An 18,957-nucleotide genomic window follows, 5' to 3' on the forward strand; every position below is an offset into this window, starting at 1 on the left:
TTTCAGACTTGATAACAGTGTTTGTCTGGAGTAGCAGTGCTTTGAGGCGAAAACAACCAATAAACATACCCAGTAGAAAACAGCTATAAAATACCCCACCCAGTTTTTGGCTTTTGCCAAATTCTTAGGGGTAGGGTTACAAGGAATTTTGATTAATTCAACAAATAATATATCAGAGGTTGCTTCAGCCTCAAGCTTTCAAAACCACATGGAAAGAATTTAAATATCCTGTAATGGTTTTAGCTAAACTCTTGTGCTGCTTTTTACTAGTTATAGCCATTACTTGATATAAGCGCCCTTGGGCAAAAAACATTCTAGTTTTAGTGACTTTTCCAGCAGAATTGACGTACTCAATTTCTTTGCCAAGATGACCATTGGTACTACGAATATTTCGCTGCCTAATTAAATTGCTCTTCGTGGTCATTAAAGCTAGATCCCGTGCATTATTCAGTATTGCTTGGGGGTCTGTCATTTGAGCATAATCATGAGGAAATTCATTGTAAACAACCACATAAGCTACTTCTTGTTTTGGTGGTTGCGCTACAAATAGTTCTAAGTTAACTTCCCCCATGTAAGTTTTTTGCGATTGAGTATTGCGTATGGGTACTCCGGGCATCAAAACACTAAAGCGCCCATCTGGTGCTGTGAACAACTTCCATTTGGGCTGTACTGGTTGAGTAACTTTTGGTTTAGCTTGAGTAACTTTCGGTTTGATTTGAGTAACTTTTGGTTTAGCTGGAGAAACCGGACGCTTGGGTTGACTTGCCTCAACCAGTACAGTTCCACTGCATACACAAGTGGCAACAATTAACGACAACAAGCCTCTGAGTGTCATAGTTTTTGCATTTAACGATGCTGCTATTACTGATGCCAGCTGTTATAACCTAGCAGCATACAAAGCAGCACCAATTAGCCCGACTTGTTGATTGAGAATAATATATACGGGTATTTCTTCGAGAAGAGAACGCATCCGACCTTTTTGGGTGAAATTCAGTAGGAAACTGCTTTGTTGCATTAATGGGAGTATTTTAGGAGCAATACCACCAGCAATGTATAGTCCCCCGTAAGGTAGGAGTTTGATGGCAAGATTTCCGGCTTCTGCACCATACGCTTCTACAAACATTTGCATAGTTTGTTCGCAAAGGCGATCGCGTTCTTGCAATGCAGCAGTACCAATAGCAGCAGCAGGATCGACGCTTTTCTCTTGTTGTCCGGCCTCTTGTTCCCAGATTCTCACAATGTGGGCGATGTCTGGTGATTCGACAGCAATTTTGCGATCGCGCAGAAATTGGTAAATTGCGATAATGCCTTGCCCAGAAACTACTCTTTCTACAGAAACCCGCTGGATATCATGTTTATCCATGAGGTATTTTAAAAGCAGAAATTCCAACTCGTTACGCGCAGCAAAGTCAGCGTGTCCGCCTTCAGAAGGAAAGACTTGATAGTGGTCTTTCTGCTTAATTAAAAATCCTTGTCCTAAGCCAGTTCCAGCACCGATAACGGCAATGGGGGCTTCGGGTTTGAGTTTACCTGCTTGCAAAGTCAGCAAATTTTTGCTGGTTAAGCCAAAAATACCATGCCCAACGGCAGCAAAGTCATTGATTAAAGAAACAGAAGCTATGCCCAGTTCTTGTTGTAGACGTTCATAATCCAGATACCAAGCCAAATTGGTCAGTTTGGCAGTATTGTTAATCACGGGGCCTGCGATCGCAAAACAAGCTTTGTCTGGCGTTGATGCCTTAGCTTTGATCAAAAACTGTTGGACTATCGGCACCAAATCAGGAAAATCTTTACTGTGGAAACTTTCTTCGTAAATAGTACGTAAATTTGGTGAGCTTGATGGCTCAACCAATCGCAGAATAGTTTTCGTACCACCGATATCTCCTGCTAGTAAATATTTCATACAACTTATTGGTAAATTAGTTACTTTCTTGAGTCATAGCAATGTATCCAGATTACTGGAAGCTACAATTCAAAATACCTATCAGAGGTTTAAACAAATCGAATTACTTCCTCGATTTGATTTAAATGAGAAGTATCTCCTTTGAGTTCTAATAACCATTCTGATTCTTGAAGCACCACTTTGACCAAAGAACATAAAGAAGCTTTAACTTCGGTTTTGGCAATTTCCCCTACTAACCCCATAGCCGCCCCTAGTACAGAAGCACCATGTCCTACCAGCAAAATGTTCTCTGGGTAGAATTCAGCCGCCAGACATCTAGCCGTTTGTCCAGAACGTTCCCGCACTTGTTCTTGCGTTTCGGGGTATTTAGCTGCAATGCGCGGAGTGTAGCTTAGATCAATTCTGGGGAATAATTCTGCTAATGCTGGGGTTGAAAGCCTTTCTGGTTCTTCTGTCATCCAAGCGGGATTAAGCCATTCGCTCAAACCAGTTTCTAATTTAATAGGTAAATCTAGCACTTCTGCGACTGCGTTCGCCGTTTGTACTGTTCGCAGAAAGGGGGAAGCGAAAATATGAGCAATCTTTTCTCGTTGCAAGCGTTTAGCTAACTGCTGTGCCTGCACAACACCATCATCAGATATGGGTGGATCGTAGCGTCGTTCAGCAGTGAGAAACCAATCAGGGTTTACAAAGTCGAGGCGGTTGGCGTGTCTTGCGATCCAGATGATTTGACTCATAGCTTTAGATATTCCAGCGAATAGAATTCCGCATCTATACGAAAATAGACGCCCAAAAAGCAGGCTGCAAATCTAAATATATGATAAAAATTGTGATGTTTTGTAATAAATTACTGGTTTAATAGTTTGTTTAGCTATTACAAGCTTCTATTAGCCTAAAGCTTTAACCATCCAAATAGTTGTCCTACAGTCAATTGCAAATTACTGACTAAATCGGGAACTGGTAATATTTCCTGTTCTGCTTGTAAAAGTTCTGGTTGTTGTTTTGGCGGATAAACTAAAACTGATCGCTCATCTGGATCAAGCAGCCAGCCTAATTTAGTTCCATGCTTGAGACAATGCAAAATATTTCCAGTTACTTTCGTCTGCCTTTGATCGGGTGAGAGAATTTCAATTGTCCAGTCTGGAGAAGCCTCAAAAACATTCGCTACATCTCCACGTTCATCTAAAGGAATTCTTTCCCAAGCAAATACAGCGACATCTGGGACAATCGAACGTCCGCCAAAGGTACACCGTAATTCTGTAAACGCAAAGGCGATTTTTTCAATCTCAACTACTTCATTGATGGCAGTAACCAGCTTACTCTGTAATTTACTGTGCTTTCCTTGAGGCATAGGTTTTTGAATAATTTGTCCATTAATATATTCACTAGCTGGCTTTGTTTCTGGGAGTTTTAAAAACTCCTCCAAAGTCAGAGGACGGGTTGCTGACTTGACCATTTGTTTGCACCTCCTTAGTTTTGATAATTAACCTAAATAAGCTTTCTTAACTCGCTCATCAATAATTAATTCTGATGCTGCACCTGTTAAAGTGATAGAACCAGCCTCTAGAACATATCCTCGATCTGCAATTTGTAGAGCTAAGTTCGCGTTTTGTTCAACTAATAAAATCGTTACCCCCGTAGCTCGGAGATTTTCAATAATAGTAAAAATTTCCCGGACGATCGCAGGTGCTAAACCTAAGCTAGGCTCATCTAAAAGTAACAGTTTTGGTTTACTCATTAAAGCACGAGCGATCGCTAGCATTTGTTGTTCACCACCGCTGAGAGTTCCTGCTAGTTGATTGCGTCTTTGTTCCAAACGTGGAAATAGCTCATATTGACGTTGAATATCTGCTTTAATTTGAGTTTGATCGTTGCGGATATAAGCACCTAATAATAAATTATCTAAAACTGTTTGCCGTGCTAATACTCTACGTCCTTCAGGACAATGAGCGATCCCAAGGTTGACGATTTCGTGAACTTGGCAACGGTTAATATTGCGACCATGATAAATAATTTTGCCACTTTTAGGAGTGACTATTTTAGATATAGCGCGGAGAGTAGTAGTTTTACCAGCGCCATTAGCACCGATGAGAGTAACTACTTCACCTTTTTGAATTTTTAAATTGATATTTTTAAGAGCTTGAATACCGCCATAATTAACATCCAGATTTTCAATTTCTAAAATCGTAAAATCTTCTTTATCATTTAAATATCGGCGTTCATCGGCGTTCATCGGCGGTTAAAATCCTTATGCATTTCCCAAATAAGCTTCAATTACAGCTGGGTCATCCCTGACAACAGATGGTTTACCCAAAGCAATCAATTGACCAAAATCTAAAACAGCAATGCGATCACACAAACCCATAACTAAGGGTACATGATGCTCAATCAGGATGATCGTTAAGTTAAAGCTTTCCCTGAGATTACGAATAAATTCGCTAAGTTGCTGTTTTTCACTGGGATTCATACCCGCCGCAGGTTCATCGAGGAGTAAAATTTGCGGTTTTAGGGCTAGGGCGCGAGCAATTTCTAAGCGTCGTTGGTCACCGTAGGCAAAATTCTTGGCTTTTTCTTCTGTGCGATCGCTCAAGCCTACTAAGTGTAATAGCTCTAAAGCTCTTTGCCTACTGTTATATTCTTCTTTAAGAGCTGACCTCAAGCCTAAAACTCCTTTAAGCATACCAGTTTTAGTATGCAAATGCCCCCCAATAATCACATTTTCTAATGCTGATAATTCGCCAAACAAGCGGATATTTTGAAAAGTACGAGCAATACCTAAGCCTGCAATTTGATAAGGACGTAGTTGAGAAATTTCTTTACCTTGATAAATTAGCTGTCCCCCAGAAGGCGGAATCAAAGCTGTCATCAAATTAAACAGTGTAGTTTTGCCAGCACCGTTAGGGCCAATCAACCCAAAAATTTCATGTTTTTTGACATCAAATGATACATTATTGACTGCTACCAGCCCCCCAAAGCGGCGAGTCAAGCCTTTAGCTTCTAAAACTGTACTATTATTAATTTCTTGGATGCTGTACGACATTTTTTTAGATTCGCATATTCATATAAATAGTTCAGTTTTTAAATTGACTATTTTGCCTAACTTTAATTTTACGTCTTTTAAAAATATCGGGAGTGACTAAACCTTGAGGAAAAAATATTGTCCCTACTACTATTAATAAACCAAAAATAATTAATCTTCCATCTCGCAGAAATTGTGCTAACCAAGTAGGTAATCCACCTGTATCAGCTAAGTTTCGCAAAATTTCTGGTAAAGCTGTAAATACCATACCTCCTACTACCGAACCTAAAAAAGTTCTCGAACCCCCAATCAATACAAAAGTTAAGTAAATAATACTAGCATCAAAAGTACCTTGGCGAGCATTCCAGGTATTGAGAAAGTGGGCGCTGATTGCTCCTACTACCCCTGCAAGAATGGCTCCTAATGTGAATGCTAAAACTTTGTAGTAAGTTGGATTAATTCCCATTGAACCTGCTGCTAATTCATCCTCTCTAATAGCGATAAATGCTCTGCCTACGCGGATACGTTCTAGACGGTAAAACAATACCATAGCAATTAGAAGTAAAGGCAAAGCAATCCACAAATATTCAATTTGTGTTTGGAAAGGTTGAGGAATGTTAGGAATTCCAATAGCACCGCCTGTAATTTCCAAATTGAGACAAACAACGCGGAGAACTTCTATAAAAGCAATAGTAGCGATCGCTAAATAAATTCCTCGCAATCTTAATACTGGAATTCCTACGGCTATACCCAAAAATCCGCAAACAATCCCCGCAATTAGCATTTCTAAAAGCAGCAAGGGTATCGGAAAATAATTACTAGTAGGTGTGGTAAAAACTGTAGTAGATAAAATTGCTGCAATATATCCACCCACTGCATAAAATCCAGGGCTAGCCAAAGATAATTGCCCAGCCATCAACGGTAAATATAGTGATAAACCCAGCAACGCCCCTAGTACCATTGAGACAATAATTGCACCGTAAGTAGTGAAAAAGTCTGCCATAGAGCGATAAATTAGATGCTAAATTTTACATTTTTAATGTGTGTTAGTAGGGTGGGCAATGCCCACCCTACGTATATTTTTCGCAAACCACTATATTTTTGTTTTAGTGAACAGTCCCTTCCCTGCTTCTGTTGATTTTGAATTTTGAATTTTGAATTGTTTACACCTTCTGTACAAAGCGCCGTCCTAGCAAACCTTGAGGTCTAACTATCAGCATAATAAATAGTATTCCAAAGGCTACTGCATCTTTATAAGCAGAGTATTCACTCGGTACAAACGCCTCTGCTAACCCAATGACAAAGCCTCCTAAAACCGCACCGGGAATACTACCTAAACCACCCAAGACAATCACCGCTAAACCCCTCAACCCAAAAGCAATACCAAAGTATGGGCCAGCAATGCTGACACTAGAGGCGACTAAAGTTCCGGCTAATCCTGCTAAAAAACTGCTGAGGAAAAATGTCAGCACAATAAAGCCATCAGTGTTAATTCCTAACAAACTAGCAGTAATTGGATCTTCTGCGATCGCCTGCATTGCCTTACCATATTTAGTGCGGTTAATAAAATAGGTAAGTATTGCCACAATCACTACAGATACGGCAAAAATTACTATCTGTACGCTGCGAATGGGAATTGGGTTTTGTGGATTACCAAAGTTAATTGCAGGCGGTAAATTGCCGTAAGCACCTGCTGGAAATGTGTAACTTTCTGCGCCTACTAAATACTGAATTAAGTTAACAATTACCACCGCCACACCCAAGCTGGAAACAACCGTTAACAAAGGATCAGATCCTTTACGGCGCAGAGGCTGGAAAGCAATGCGTTCCATAGCTACGCCAACCAATCCTGCCAAGCTACTTCCTAAAATTAAGGCGATCGCAAATGGTAATTTTATAGGTAGTGTTGCATTAGCTAGCAAGCCATTAAAGCCAAATGTACCACCCATAAGTGCATAAGTGAAATAAGCTCCCAGAGCAAATATTGCACCATGAGCTAAATTAATGATGCCTAAAATAGAATAAACGAGAGTATATCCCAAAGCAAAAATCGCATAAACGCTGCCAATAGATAATCCATTTAAAAATTGTTGCAAAAACAAATTGAAACTCATAATCGCAACTATTTTAAAAATGTAAACTTACCTTGGCTGCCATCTTTGTCCATTTTGATTTGAGCTACATAAAAATCTTTTTGGACAACCTCACCTTCTGGAGTAAAACCAATTTCACCCAGTGGTGTATTGTATTTCCCCGTTAGTAGCTGTTTGTTCAATTCAGTTCGCAATTGTGGCAATGCTAACTGACTAACTTTATTCTTTTTATCCAAAGCTTGAAGTGCTTCGACATAAACTTGAACTGCTGCAAAAGCTTGGGCGGTAAATTGGGGTGGTTCTTTTTTGTATTGGTCAGCGTAAGCTTTGCGAAATGTAGCATTAATCTCACCTGGATGCTCTGGGCTGTAAGCTTGAGCAATGAGTACGCCATCACAAAAAGCCTTACAAACTGGCAAAATGTTTGAAGTATTTAGGCCATTACCACCGACAATTAAGCCTTGATATCCTAATTCTCGCAATTGTCTTACTAAGTTACCTCCATCAGCAGCTAAACCAGAAATAATCACTAAATCTGGTTTGAGGTTAATAGCATTTGTCGCTTGGCTTTGAAAGTCTGTATCGCTAGTTTGAAACTTTTGTACTGTTACCAATTCCAGACCCTGATCCTTAACAGTTTTTTGAAAAATTTCTGTTTCTGACTTACTAAAAGCATCATTTTGAGCGTAAAAAACAGCAACTTTTTTAATAGCAGGATTCAGTTTGAGTGCTGCTCTCACCGAATTAGGTGCAACAACAGAAACAGGTGCTGAAACACGAGCCACATATTCACCAATTTCAGGAATTTTATTGGCAGTATTCGATGGCCCAACTACTGGTACTTTTGCACGTTCAGCAACGGGATCAGCACTAAAAGCTTGCTGTGACAAAGTGGGGCCAACAATACCAATCACCTTATCTTTATTAATTAAACTTTGAAAGGCGTTAATTGCTCCGGCTTCATCACCACTAGTATCTTGAAACACCAATTTAATCGGAGTACCGTTAATACCACCCTTGTCATTAAAATATTTTTCGGCAATTTTAGCTCCAGCAACTTGTTCTTGTCCGAGTAAGGCTACGTTGCTAGTTTGAGCAACAGCAATACCGATAGGAATTGTACTAGATGTAGTCGTGGTTGCAGTGGCGTTAGTTGTAGCCTGATTTGAGGTATTACTTACAGAATTCGTATTCGTGTTAGCTCCACCACACGCCGTTAGCAGCATAGTACAAGTGGCGAAAAATGTCGTTGTCAGCGCAACAGGTTTTTTCATAGGTTAACGAGAATCTAATCTAGTTATGGAATCATATTCATTTGACCATGCAAAGGCAAAGGTTTCAAGCATATTTGATTTTTGCTAATGGTAGTAAGCTCAAAAACTATGAAATTGAGTTTTCTACCGCCACTGGTAAAGCCAAAGTGTCAATTATTTTTTATTTTCGAGTTTATAGAGATCCAACTGCAACATTTAATGTAAATTATAATAGCTAAAACACGCTGAAATAAAGCTATTGAGACTCATCCCCAAAAACCTTCTGATTTCAATATTTTCAAATAAACTTATATAATATGAAGAATGGTTTTTATGTATGGATTAGATTAATACTGCTCTTATATAAACTTACACTAAATGAGGTTCCTCTGTTCCTTGGCGCTCTTTGCGTTCTTGGCGGTTCGCTTTGTAATATTAAGCGCATCTTCATGGAGAATTGTATAAAATTATTAATCTATATTCAAAAGAAATAAAATATTAATGTCCAGTTTTTACTAATATCTGCAAATGCATTGCTGGAGTTTAATATCTGGTCGCTTTCTAATTAGACAATAAAACATTTCTGTTGTTGGAAGTGTAAAGGTTATCCAAAACAGAAAAATTTTCATTTTGAATTGAAAGTGCTTTCTTACCACAAAGCCAGAATATTAATTACAAGAGCCAAGATAGATGTAGTTCTACACTTGTATGACTCTCAGCTTAAGGTGTGTTATTCTTCAGGCTAGTTCAAAAATACTAGTATAACGTTCAAGGAGCTTTGACCGTTAACTTCATTCTGTAAAAAAGAGTGTATATGTAATTCAGTGAGGACGAAATTCAGTTCATTAAGCTATGCAAGGGGCTTGTGCAAATATTTTCGCTGTTCATAATGCTAGGGCAAGCTTGATAGACACTTCAATTCTAAGCTGAATCTCCTACGCGCGCGGCATCCTCAGCAACTTGGCGGTTTGCTTGATGCGATCGCCTCAATTTTCCGCTAGAGTGCGATTATTAAGATGATTATTTAAATACAATGCTTTCTGATCGCTTTACCGCAGCTCTAACCTACGCCACCGAACTCCACGCCCAGCAAGTGCGTAAAGGTTCTGGTGTCCCTTACATTGCTCACTTATTAGGCGTAGCTAGTATAGCTTTGGAATATGGAGCGAATGAAGATGAAGCTATAGGGGCCCTGTTACACGATGCGATAGAAGACCAAGGTGGCGCTGCGACTAGGGAAGAAATTCGTCGGCGTTTTGGGGACAATGTGACTGCTATTGTAGATGGGTGTACTGACTCTGACACTACACCTAAACCGCCTTGGCGACAGCGCAAAGAAGCTTATATTGCCCATATTCCCACTGCCTCATCATCAGTGCTGCTTGTGTCAGCTGCTGATAAACTCTACAACGCCCGGTCTATTCTCAAAGATTATCGCGTCTTAGGCGAATCACTTTGGGAGCGCTTCCAGGGGGGTAAAGAAGGTACTCTTTGGTATTATCGGGCACTAATCGAGACATTCAATAAAACAAGACCAACTGCGATTGTAGAAGAATTAGAACGGGTAGTTTCAGAGGTTGAGATGTTGGCATCTCAGAAATAATAAAGAATGAAGCTGAAAAAGTTCATACTTCATTCTTCATACTTGTTTACACAGAACTGTAACGGCGCTAACAGTCCTTTTTTTGCTAGCGGAACATACTACTTACTGAACTATCTTCGTGAATCCGCCAGATGGTTTCTCCGAGTATATTAGCTACTGAAAGTACTACTAGTTGCGAAAAGCGATCGCTTTCTGGTATGGGAATAGTATTGGTAACAATAACTTCCTCAAACAAGCCGCTTGACAAACGCTCAATCGCAGGTGGAGAGAATACTGCATGAGTTGCACAGGCATAGACCTGACGTGCTCCTTCTTCACGCAACAGTCGCGCTCCCGCAGCAATTGTGCCACCAGTGTCGATCATGTCGTCCACCAAAACTGCCGTTTTGCCTTTAACATCGCCAATGACGTTCAAAACTTCAGCGACATTATGAGCTTGACGGCGTTTGTCAATAATTGCCAGTGGAGCATCGTCCAGCTTCTTTGCAAAAGCCCTAGCCCGTGCTACACCACCGACATCGGGGGAAACAACTACAAGGTCATGCAGTTGTTTGCTCGCTAGATAATCTAGTAAAACTGGCGAACCGTAAACATGATCAAAAGGTATGTCGAAATAACCCTGAATTTGGGCCGAGTGCAAATCCATTGCCAGAACGCGGTTAGCACCTGCTTGAGTGATCAGGTTAGCAACCAGCTTGGCGGTGATTGACTCTCGTCCTGCTGTTTTCCGGTCAGCGCGAGCATAGCCATAGTAAGGAATTACTGCGGTTACCTGTCGTGCAGAAGCCCGACGACAGGCATCAACCATAATCAGTAATTCCATTAAATGATCATTGACGGGTTGGCAAGATGGCTGGATTAAATAGACATCACAGCCGCGAATTGATTCTTGGATTTGAACATAGAGTTCGCCGTCCGCAAATCTTTTACGGATCATTGGCCCTAAGTCCATACCCAGGTAACGAGCGACTTCTTGAGACAGTTGTACATTGGCAGAGCCAGAAAACAGCCGCAGGCGATGATTTTCATTCAGCCCTGTTGCAACTGGCTGCACTTTAGATAAAGTTGCAGAACTGAGCACAGCAGATCCTCGATGTGCATTCATGGCAATCTTAACATCAGCAATTTAGCAAATTTAACCGAAATAGTGTAAAAAAATATCTGTAAAAGTTAAAACATTTCTCCTTTTAATTATACTTTGATATTTTTTGATTACTTTTAGTAACCAAACTATTGATAGCTTAACTGAACAACAAGTCTAGTTGATAGACTTATTGTTCAGATTTTTTAGGTTGAGCTAAAAAACCTTCTATCTCACTGGTTTGGCGTGGTAATTGCTGCTTCTACGTACCTATTTTATGGCTAAGAACAAAATTTTTGTAGTTTCAGCAAAATTACTCCGGGATATTATATAGTCGAACACTGAAAAAGAAACAGTTAATTTGTGATTTATTCTTATATTTGATATCTACGTACTGAGGACTGAATGTAAAAATAGGGTTGAGCAAGTTTTAATCAGGCTTGCTTTGCACGCATTCACACGGAGTTTAAACCTTCACTTATGTGAGGGTTGCAGACGATAGTTAACTACGCACCGTGCCCCAGCCAGGCAATATTGCTGAGTCAAGCTTTTAGGGTTTGCCAAGTTTGCACAAAATGTATGGAGCGCGACTGCCCAAGAACCCTCAACCGAGGGCGTATGTATGGGGTAGGGTAGAATTAACGCTGCAAGTAACTGTCTGTCGCCGTTTGGACTTATCTTTGTGGGTGACTTTATTTTAAGTTGCCATAACACTTAACTCATCAATTATGCAACCACCCATTACAGTTGGCACTGTCCTGCAAAACCGTTATCGCATAATTCAAATTCTCGGACAGGGAGGATTTGGTAGAACTTATCTAGCAGAAGACCAGAGGCGCTTTAATGAACTTTGTGCGATTAAAGAATTAATTCCAGCAACAATAGGAACTTCTGTTTGGGAGAAGACACAAGAACTTTTCCAACGAGAAGCGGCTATTTTGTATCAAATCGAGCATCCGCAAATCCCGAAATTCCGCGAAAGATTTGAGCAAGACCAGCGCTTGTTTTTAGTAGAAGACTACGTTGCAGGTAAAACCTACCGAACTATGCTCTCTGAACGCCAAGCTGTTGGTCAAACATTCACAGAGTCAGAAATATTACAGTTGATGCGCTCGTTGCTACCTGTGTTAGGGCACATTCACAGTCGAGGAATTATTCACCGGGATATATCACCAGAAAATATTATTTTAAGAGATAGTGATACCAAACCAGTATTAATTGACTTTGGGGTGGTCAAAGAACTCGCAACTAGATTAGAATCCCCAACTAGCACAGCGCCAGTCACTACTGTGGGAAAATTAGGCTACGCTCCCAGTGAGCAAATGCAAACAGGGCGGGCTTATCCTAGTAGTGATTTGTATGCACTCGCAGTCACAGCCATAGTCTTGCTGACTGGTAGAGAAACCTCTGATTTATTTGATGAAACCCAACTTACTTGGAATTGGCAACAGTGGACGAGAGTTAATCCACGATTCGCCCAAGTTATTAATCGGATGTTGAATTACATACCAGGCGATCGCTATCAAAGTGCAGCTGATGTCATCCAAGCATTACAATCTGTCGATCAACCAACTCCTGCTCCCAATTTGACTAATGCACAGACAATTGCTGTTGGTCATCGTCCCGACCCAGTACGCCCAGCTTCACCCAACAGACCTGCGCCTGTGATTCCACCCAACAATCATAACTCCATCTTAGATAATCCTCTGGCAATTGGAGCTATTGGTAGTGCTGTAGTCATCCTAGCGGGATTCGGTTCTTGGGCTTTGGTAAGTTCTATCCGCAGCCAGTCAAAAGCACCACCAGAAACACCTGTACAAACTTTTCCTTCACCAGTTATTTCTGGTGGTACTACATTGACACCTACACCCACACCCACTAGCAATGAACCTGTTATATATAGTAAGCGCCTTAATTTGGGAGCTTCTAATACCACTACAGTAGAAAATACTCTAAAAGCAAATCAATTAATTCAGTACACGTTTTTGGGAACAGAAGGTTTTAAATTATCGGCAGATATTGAGCAAGGAAGTGGTATTTCACTAACAGTCTTAGGCCCCAATCAACAACCAATTGAAAGTAGCGCTGATAAAGTAATATACTACACAGGAATATTACCACGCACTGGTAGTTACACTATTCAGTTAAGCTTAGATCCAGACATTGCCGAAAGTGATTATACCCTCTCTGTTGCATTAGAAAATCCAGTCCAGCAGACGCCCACACCAACTTCTACACCAACTCCAACTCTAACTCCTACAGAGACTCCCATACCAACTCCAACTCTAACTCCAACTCTAACTCCTACAGAAATTCCCACAGAAACTCCCACTCCAACCCCAACACCTACTTCTGACGAAGAACTCAATAACCCACCTAGCGACGAACAGGTAAATCCACTTTTTAACCCAAGAAGTTAAAATTAGATTCAAAAAATGCCTAATGTCGTGCTAGAAGTGCAGAGTAGTATGAGACTGATTTACAGGTAAATTAATGCACCAAAAATATTGATTACTTTTGACTGACGACTGAATGATTTTTAATAGCATCAACTGATATTGATGCTCTTTTACTGAACAAAATAATCACTTTTGTAAAATAGATTGTTGAACACACTACTGATTACTGGAACTGATACAGATGCTGGCAAAACTGTTTTAACAACGGCTTTGGCAGCTTATTGGCAAAAATATTGTTCTCAACGCAGCTGGGGAATCATGAAACCGATTCAATCGGGAGTAGGCGATCGCGAATGGTATCAAAAGCTATTTTCTTTGGATCAATCTCCCGAAGAAATTACACCGTTGTACTTTCAAGCACCTCTAGCGCCTCCGATCGCAGCCGCCAAGGAAAATCGTCAAGTAGATTTAGCTGTAGTCTGGCAAACTTTGTCTAACTTGCGATCGCGCCGTGATTTTGTCCTTGTAGAAGCTTTAGGCGGCTTAGGTTCCCCCGTAACTGAGGAATTAACAGTAGCAGATTTGGCAGGAGAATGGCGTTTACCAACACTTTTGGTAGTGCCAGTGAAATTAGGTGCGATCGCTCAAGCCGTGGCTAATGTAGCATTAGCGAAACAATCGCGGGTGAATCTCAAAGGTATTGTTCTCAACTGCCTAAAACCTTGTTCGGATGCAGAAATAGCCGACTTAACGCCACCAGAGTTGATTCAATCACTCACCAATACCCCTGTTTTAGGCTGCTTACCTTATCTAGATCACCTTGGTGATTTGGATAAACTGGCTCAAGTAGCATCAGATTTAGATTTAGGAATTATTCGGGAAATATCTGTTTTCCCCTGCTAGCGTAAATAAGCGGATCAAAGCAAATCAGATTGAACCCTCACTACACAGACAAGTAGAAGCACCCTTGTGTGAAGAGGGAAAGACATTCCCTAGTGCGCTTGCGGTTAGTGGGGGAGGATGTCACACTGGGAAAATAACCTAAGTTAGCTGTGTTTAAGTAGCTTTTCTGCATAATGGTTTCCACCTTCCCAAACCCCTCTTCTGTTGACCTATCTGGCGTCCGACTCTCCATCCGTTCACTACAACCTCAACTGGTAGAATGGCGGCGGCGACTGCATCAACAACCTGAATTGGGTTTTCAAGAAAAACTAACAGCTGAGTTGATCTCACAGAAGTTACAAGAATGGGGAATTGAGCATCAAACTGGTATTGCCCAAACCGGCATTGTTGCCATCATTAAAGGTAACAAACTCGGCAGCGAAAAAGTGCTGGCAATTCGGGCAGATATGGATGCTTTGCCAATTCAAGAACTAAATCAAGTGCCCTACTGTTCGCAGCATGATGGAGTTATGCACGCTTGCGGACATGATGGACATACAGCGATCGCCTTAGGTACAGCTTACTATCTCAGTCAGCATCGTGAAGATTTTGGCGGCACTGTCAAAATTATTTTTCAGCCTGCGGAAGAAGGGCCCGGCGGCGCAAAGCCAATGATTGAAGCCGGGGTACTAAAAAACCCTGATGTTGATGCGATTATTGGGTTACACCTATGGAATAATTTGCCATTGGGAACCGTGGGTGTTCGTAGTGGAGCATTAATGGCTGCGGTAGAGTCCTTTAACTGCAAGATTTTGGGCAAAGGCGGGCATGGGGCCATCCCTCATCAAACAATTGATGCCGTTGTAGTTTCTGCCCAAGTTATTAATGCCTTGCAAAGCATTGTGGCGCGTAATGTCAATCCCATCGATTCGGCAGTCGTGACAGTGGGTGAACTTCATGCCGGTAGCAAGCGGAATGTAATTGCTGATACAGCTAGAATGAGTGGTACTGTCAGGTACTTTAACCCTGCTTATAAAGGCTTTTTTTACCAGCGTATCGAGCAGATTATTGCGGGAATTTGCCAGAGCTATGGTGCTAAGTATGACTTAGAATATTGGTCACTTTACTCACCAGTAATTAATGATGCAGGTATGGCGGAATTAGTGCGATCGGTGGCAGAAGAAGTCATCGAAACTCCTTTAGGAATTGTGCCCGAATGCCAAACTATGGCAGCTGAAGATATGTCATTCTTTTTAGAAGCCGTTCCTGGTTGCTATTTCTTTTTAGGTTCTGCCAATCCTGCAAAAGACTTGGCTTATCCCCATCACCACCCCCGGTTTGATTTTGATGAAACTGCTTTGGCGATCGGTGTAGAAATATTTGTGCGTAGCGTAGAAAAGTTTTTAAATTAATTGAGTGAAATATGCGGCTTTCGTAGATGTTAACTGAAGCCCTAGCGAATGGAATGATACTGACTTGTAAATAAGGCAGAAGGCAGAGGGCGGAGGGCAGAAGGGAAAGAAAAGTATTTTCATGCTGGTGTACGCAGTTCATGACGACTGTTGGACAATGTGCAAGGGGTAAAACACCTTACCATTGAAACCCTAGTTTTGCGTTGTCTATCCGGACTGAACTAAAGTTTGGGCTAATAGCTAAAGGATGTTGAAATGCACTGTAACCTTCGGGGATTAGGGCGTATGGAATGTTGTTGGGCGCCAGCTTGAACACTAGGGGCTGTATCAGTTCGAGTACCAGAAGCTAGGGTAGTAGCAGTTGCTGTGGCGAAAGCAGCTGTGTTCAAAACCTGTCGGCGTTTCATAATTTTTTATTTAAGCGATCAATAATACTTTTTGACATTTATCAACATCGCACTTGCAACTATAACCGGGTCTGAAGATTTGGGGGATTGGGGTATTAATCTTCCCCTTTCCCCATATTTCTGTGATTCGCTAGGGGATATGCATCCCGCGCTGTACTGCTGGACGATCACCTACAGTCTCAACCCATCGTTTCAAATTTGGATGATTGTCCAGCGTCAAACCTTGCATATTGTAAATTGCTACCCAAGGATAAGTTGCAACGTCGGCAATAGAATAGTCACCGCAGATAAATTCATTGTTCGCCAGTTGTTGATCTAATACGCCATAAATTCGTAAAGTTTCCTTTTCATATCGTTCAATGGCGTAGGCAATCTTTTCTGGCGCAAATTTTTTAAAGTGATTGAGTTGCCCGAACATTGGCCCTACACCTGCCATTTGGAACATTAACCACTCAAGTACTTGAAAGCGACCTTTTTGGTCTGTTGGTAATAATTTACCTGTTTTTTCGGCCAAGTAAATTAGAATAGCACCGGATTCAAAAACTCTGATATCAGTTTCTTGGTCGATAATCGCCGGAATTTTGCTATTAGGATTAATTGCTATATATTCAGGTGTAAATTGCTCTTGTTTGGTAATGTCAATTTTGTGGACATTGTAGGGCAGTTTGACTTCCTCCAACATAATCGAAGCCTTACGCCCGTTAGGTGTGGTGAAGGTGTAAAGGTCAATCATCTGATAATACCCTGGACTATTCGTTATATCCGAGGGTAGTGTACCTTAAAAATGGCAAGTAATTTAGGATATTTTACAAATACATTCAAGTTCTAAATTTGAATTAGTATTACATGGCAAAATAGCCAAAATAAGTTATTTTAAATGCAAGAATAATGGCAAATATTTTTTAATTTCAATTTTTTAAAGTTGTTATTGCTGCTATTGGAAAATCTAAAAGGGTTATGTGCGATCGCCTAGATGTAGAAACAAGCAAGTTCAATTACAAAAAACTGTGCAAAATTATACTATTTGCTCCATTTGCCGTTGTGCTGCTAAGTGTTGGATTTTATACAGTTTTAATACTAATCTCTTATATCGATGTAAATTTCAATTTTACCAAGAGCTACCCTACTTCAATTCCTGGGATTGATGATCAATTTCAATGTGAAAACAGTGCTAGAACTTGGCGTAATGATAAATGTTGGGATGATAAACACGATCCTTTGTTCTGATGGCAAGCATACTACTAGGATAGGCAATAACTTTGATGGTATTTTGCATTGGTTACTAGGTAAGCAGTAATGAGTGATGTGTGAGTAGCAATTAACCCCTAACCATTACCAACAAAGAAACTGCAAGTATTGCCTTTAACATCTATTAATTTAAGTTTCAGCTTCTGAGGTTGAAAGGTCAGCTGTTTGTTGGCACCAATGTTCAGGTAGTTGAAGATTTTGTGGCAGAATGGTTGTGCGATCGCCAATCGCCAATTCAAGTTGTTGTAGTTCTAAGTTTTCTGATCTGGTCATATCTGCTCCAAAAATTTTGGCTTTCTGGAGGATTGCTTGTTCTAAGTTAGCTCCAATTAAAATTGCCTGTTGTAGGTTAGCTTCATAAAAGTTTGCTTGTTGTAGGTTAGCTTCATATAAATTTGCCTGTTGTAGATTGGCTGTACTAAGTAATACACCTTCTAAGTTTGCTCCAATCAGTTTTGCTCCTTGTAAATTACTTCCAATCAGGTTTGCCCCTATAAGGTTGCTTCCCTCCAAGTTAGCTCCTTCTAAGTTGGCGTCACACAGGATTGCGTCTTCCAAGTTAGCGTTATAAAGACTTGCTCCTTGTAGATTGGCATCATAAAGAATTGCCCCTGCCAAATCAGCTTCATAAAGTACGGCTTTAGATAGATTCACTTTTCTAAGAACTGCTTCTTGAAGATTGGCTTCCGGGAGAGTTGCCTTTTCTAAGTTGGCTTCATAAAGAACTGCTCCACAGAGATTGGCTTCCGTTAGGTTTGCCTCAGAAAGATTGGCTCCTATAAGATTTACCCATTGCAGATTAGCTCCTATCAGGATAGCTCCAGAAAGGTTGGCTTCCATGAGGTCTGCGCCACTGATATCTATATCACGTAAATCTAGCTTTTGATTTGCTAAATCTTGTAATGAATTGCGTCTGCCAAGGACTGTAAGCGCTATTTGAATATCAGTAGGAATTTTTGATACTTCTTGTAAATCAGCCTCAGCTTCCCGGCGTACTGGGGCATGTTCTCGGATATAAGCAGCAAGAATTTCCATAATTGTCCAATGATCTTTGGAAGATTCTCTGGCAATCCTTTCTAATGCATATATTGCAGCAAATCGCGTTTCAATTTTTTCATGTCCTAAATGTTCTATTGCTTGAGAAAAGCGTTCTCTAATAAAATCTTCTGAATTTGTTTCTGTGTAATTAATGTTAACTTCTTTCTGCTTTTCCCACGCTATTAATCCTGAAGATATTTGTGCTAATGCACTTTGATCTATAGCTAGAGAGAGCCTTGAAGTATAGTAAGCATTAATGCTAATTGCCAATCCCCAAGCAAATATGGCAATTGTTGTGATTACTTTAGTTAGAGTTTCAATTTTTTGCTCAGTTGCTAGCCCCTGAACACTTGAAAAGGATAGGAAAATTAGAGTTAATGACACAATAAATATAACTGTGATCCCCAAAGACAAACTAGTGAGTTCATTTGTCTTGATCAAAGACATATCATTAGTCTTCATCTCTGGCTCCTTGGTAAATTAGATTATGCCATAGTATGATTTGTTGTAGTATTTTAGTACAGTGAAAATACTGACTTGCTAACCTCATTAATTTAACAGCTTTAAAATCTATATATATTTACTTATAAGTAATAGAACAAACTATAATTATCCAAAT

At 40.4% G+C, this 18,957-nt stretch carries 17 protein-coding genes; 4 read left to right on the top strand and 13 right to left on the bottom strand.

Going from position 1 to position 18,957, the window contains the following annotated elements; translation table 11 throughout:
- Positions 1–190: 190 nt before the first annotated feature.
- From AC5JL8_RS18750 to AC5JL8_RS18790, 9 genes are all read right to left on the bottom strand, one after another.
- Entirely contained in the window at positions 191–835 is a 645-nt protein-coding gene (locus AC5JL8_RS18750; protein ID WP_495881196.1) for a hypothetical protein, read from the bottom strand.
- Between the two features lie 42 nt (positions 836–877).
- Positions 878–1,903 (bottom strand): glucokinase, encoded by a 1,026-nt coding sequence (locus AC5JL8_RS18755; protein WP_495881197.1) that lies wholly within the window; start codon positions 1,901–1,903, stop codon positions 878–880.
- An 89-nt stretch (positions 1,904–1,992) separates the two neighbouring features.
- Entirely contained in the window at positions 1,993–2,640 is a 648-nt protein-coding gene (locus tag AC5JL8_RS18760; RefSeq protein ID WP_495881198.1) for a histidine phosphatase family protein, read from the bottom strand.
- A 155-nt stretch (positions 2,641–2,795) separates the two neighbouring features.
- On the bottom strand, positions 2,796–3,359 hold the full coding sequence (locus AC5JL8_RS18765) for a Uma2 family endonuclease (protein WP_495881199.1): 564 nt from the start codon (positions 3,357–3,359) through the stop codon (positions 2,796–2,798).
- A gap of 27 nt (positions 3,360–3,386) precedes the next feature.
- Positions 3,387–4,136 carry an ABC transporter ATP-binding protein gene (locus tag AC5JL8_RS18770; RefSeq protein ID WP_495881200.1) on the bottom strand — a complete coding sequence of 250 codons (750 nt, stop codon included), beginning with the start codon at positions 4,134–4,136 and terminating at the stop codon, positions 3,387–3,389.
- Positions 4,137–4,151: 15 nt separating this feature from the next.
- Positions 4,152–4,943 carry an ABC transporter ATP-binding protein gene (locus AC5JL8_RS18775; RefSeq protein ID WP_495881201.1) on the bottom strand — a complete coding sequence of 264 codons (792 nt, stop codon included), beginning with the start codon at positions 4,941–4,943 and terminating at the stop codon, positions 4,152–4,154.
- A gap of 31 nt (positions 4,944–4,974) precedes the next feature.
- Positions 4,975–5,925: a branched-chain amino acid ABC transporter permease gene (locus AC5JL8_RS18780; protein WP_495881202.1), complete on the bottom strand. Its 951-nt coding sequence runs from the start codon at positions 5,923–5,925 to the stop codon at positions 4,975–4,977.
- A gap of 160 nt (positions 5,926–6,085) precedes the next feature.
- Positions 6,086–7,036, bottom strand: a complete 951-nt coding sequence (locus AC5JL8_RS18785; protein ID WP_495881203.1) for a branched-chain amino acid ABC transporter permease — start codon at positions 7,034–7,036, stop codon at positions 6,086–6,088.
- Between the two features lie 8 nt (positions 7,037–7,044).
- Positions 7,045–8,289 carry an ABC transporter substrate-binding protein gene (locus tag AC5JL8_RS18790; RefSeq protein ID WP_495881204.1) on the bottom strand — a complete coding sequence of 415 codons (1,245 nt, stop codon included), beginning with the start codon at positions 8,287–8,289 and terminating at the stop codon, positions 7,045–7,047.
- A 1,012-nt stretch (positions 8,290–9,301) separates the two neighbouring features.
- Between AC5JL8_RS18790 and AC5JL8_RS18795 the strand changes: the two genes are divergently transcribed.
- Positions 9,302–9,871 carry an HD domain-containing protein gene (locus tag AC5JL8_RS18795; protein WP_495881205.1) on the top strand — a complete coding sequence of 190 codons (570 nt, stop codon included), beginning with the start codon at positions 9,302–9,304 and terminating at the stop codon, positions 9,869–9,871.
- Positions 9,872–9,956: 85 nt separating this feature from the next.
- Here AC5JL8_RS18795 and AC5JL8_RS18800 read toward each other — a convergent pair whose 3' ends face one another.
- Positions 9,957–10,976 carry a ribose-phosphate pyrophosphokinase gene (locus AC5JL8_RS18800; RefSeq protein ID WP_495881206.1) on the bottom strand — a complete coding sequence of 340 codons (1,020 nt, stop codon included), beginning with the start codon at positions 10,974–10,976 and terminating at the stop codon, positions 9,957–9,959.
- 704 nt (positions 10,977–11,680) lie between these two features.
- Here AC5JL8_RS18800 and AC5JL8_RS18805 point away from each other — a divergent pair.
- The 3 genes from AC5JL8_RS18805 (at position 11,681) to AC5JL8_RS18815 (ending at position 15,645) form a co-directional block, all read left to right on the top strand.
- Complete coding sequence (locus AC5JL8_RS18805) at positions 11,681–13,372, top strand: protein kinase domain-containing protein (protein WP_495881207.1); 1,692 nt, start codon at positions 11,681–11,683, stop codon at positions 13,370–13,372.
- Positions 13,373–13,558: 186 nt separating this feature from the next.
- A complete protein-coding gene (gene bioD / locus AC5JL8_RS18810; protein ID WP_495881237.1) occupies positions 13,559–14,254 on the top strand; it encodes a dethiobiotin synthase in 696 nt (231 codons plus the stop codon).
- Between the two features lie 173 nt (positions 14,255–14,427).
- Entirely contained in the window at positions 14,428–15,645 is a 1,218-nt protein-coding gene (locus AC5JL8_RS18815; protein ID WP_495881208.1) for a M20 metallopeptidase family protein, read from the top strand.
- A 233-nt stretch (positions 15,646–15,878) separates the two neighbouring features.
- On the opposite strand, the gene AC5JL8_RS18820 is transcribed toward AC5JL8_RS18815, so the two are convergent.
- The 3 genes from AC5JL8_RS18820 to AC5JL8_RS18830 form a co-directional block, all read right to left on the bottom strand.
- A complete protein-coding gene (locus tag AC5JL8_RS18820; protein ID WP_495881209.1) occupies positions 15,879–16,052 on the bottom strand; it encodes a hypothetical protein in 174 nt (57 codons plus the stop codon).
- A gap of 130 nt (positions 16,053–16,182) precedes the next feature.
- Entirely contained in the window at positions 16,183–16,785 is a 603-nt protein-coding gene (locus tag AC5JL8_RS18825; protein ID WP_495881210.1) for a glutathione binding-like protein, read from the bottom strand.
- A 644-nt stretch (positions 16,786–17,429) separates the two neighbouring features.
- Complete coding sequence (locus AC5JL8_RS18830) at positions 17,430–18,800, bottom strand: pentapeptide repeat-containing protein (protein WP_495881211.1); 1,371 nt, start codon at positions 18,798–18,800, stop codon at positions 17,430–17,432.
- Between the last annotated feature and the right edge of the window lie 157 nt (positions 18,801–18,957).

It is taken from the genome of Mojavia sp. (assembly GCF_059505145.1).

Excerpts from the sequence above, each read along its gene's own strand:
- AC5JL8_RS18750 (WP_495881196.1), bottom strand. The coding sequence starts at position 835 with ATGACACTCAGAGGCTTGTTGTCGTTAATTGTTGCCACTTGTGTATGC.
- AC5JL8_RS18755 (WP_495881197.1), bottom strand. The coding sequence starts at position 1,903 with ATGAAATATTTACTAGCAGGAGATATCGGTGGTACGAAAACTATTCTG.
- AC5JL8_RS18760 (WP_495881198.1), bottom strand. The coding sequence starts at position 2,640 with ATGAGTCAAATCATCTGGATCGCAAGACACGCCAACCGCCTCGACTTT.
- AC5JL8_RS18765 (WP_495881199.1), bottom strand. The coding sequence starts at position 3,359 with ATGGTCAAGTCAGCAACCCGTCCTCTGACTTTGGAGGAGTTTTTAAAA.
- AC5JL8_RS18770 (WP_495881200.1), bottom strand. The coding sequence starts at position 4,136 with ATGAACGCCGATGAACGCCGATATTTAAATGATAAAGAAGATTTTACG.
- AC5JL8_RS18775 (WP_495881201.1), bottom strand. The coding sequence starts at position 4,943 with ATGTCGTACAGCATCCAAGAAATTAATAATAGTACAGTTTTAGAAGCT.
- AC5JL8_RS18780 (WP_495881202.1), bottom strand. The coding sequence starts at position 5,925 with ATGGCAGACTTTTTCACTACTTACGGTGCAATTATTGTCTCAATGGTA.
- AC5JL8_RS18785 (WP_495881203.1), bottom strand. The coding sequence starts at position 7,036 with ATGAGTTTCAATTTGTTTTTGCAACAATTTTTAAATGGATTATCTATT.
- AC5JL8_RS18790 (WP_495881204.1), bottom strand. The coding sequence starts at position 8,289 with ATGAAAAAACCTGTTGCGCTGACAACGACATTTTTCGCCACTTGTACT.
- AC5JL8_RS18795 (WP_495881205.1), top strand. The coding sequence starts at position 9,302 with ATGCTTTCTGATCGCTTTACCGCAGCTCTAACCTACGCCACCGAACTC.
- AC5JL8_RS18800 (WP_495881206.1), bottom strand. The coding sequence starts at position 10,976 with ATGAATGCACATCGAGGATCTGCTGTGCTCAGTTCTGCAACTTTATCT.
- AC5JL8_RS18805 (WP_495881207.1), top strand. The coding sequence starts at position 11,681 with ATGCAACCACCCATTACAGTTGGCACTGTCCTGCAAAACCGTTATCGC.
- AC5JL8_RS18815 (WP_495881208.1), top strand. The coding sequence starts at position 14,428 with ATGGTTTCCACCTTCCCAAACCCCTCTTCTGTTGACCTATCTGGCGTC.
- AC5JL8_RS18820 (WP_495881209.1), bottom strand. The coding sequence starts at position 16,052 with ATGAAACGCCGACAGGTTTTGAACACAGCTGCTTTCGCCACAGCAACT.
- AC5JL8_RS18825 (WP_495881210.1), bottom strand. The coding sequence starts at position 16,785 with ATGATTGACCTTTACACCTTCACCACACCTAACGGGCGTAAGGCTTCG.
- AC5JL8_RS18830 (WP_495881211.1), bottom strand. The coding sequence starts at position 18,800 with ATGAAGACTAATGATATGTCTTTGATCAAGACAAATGAACTCACTAGT.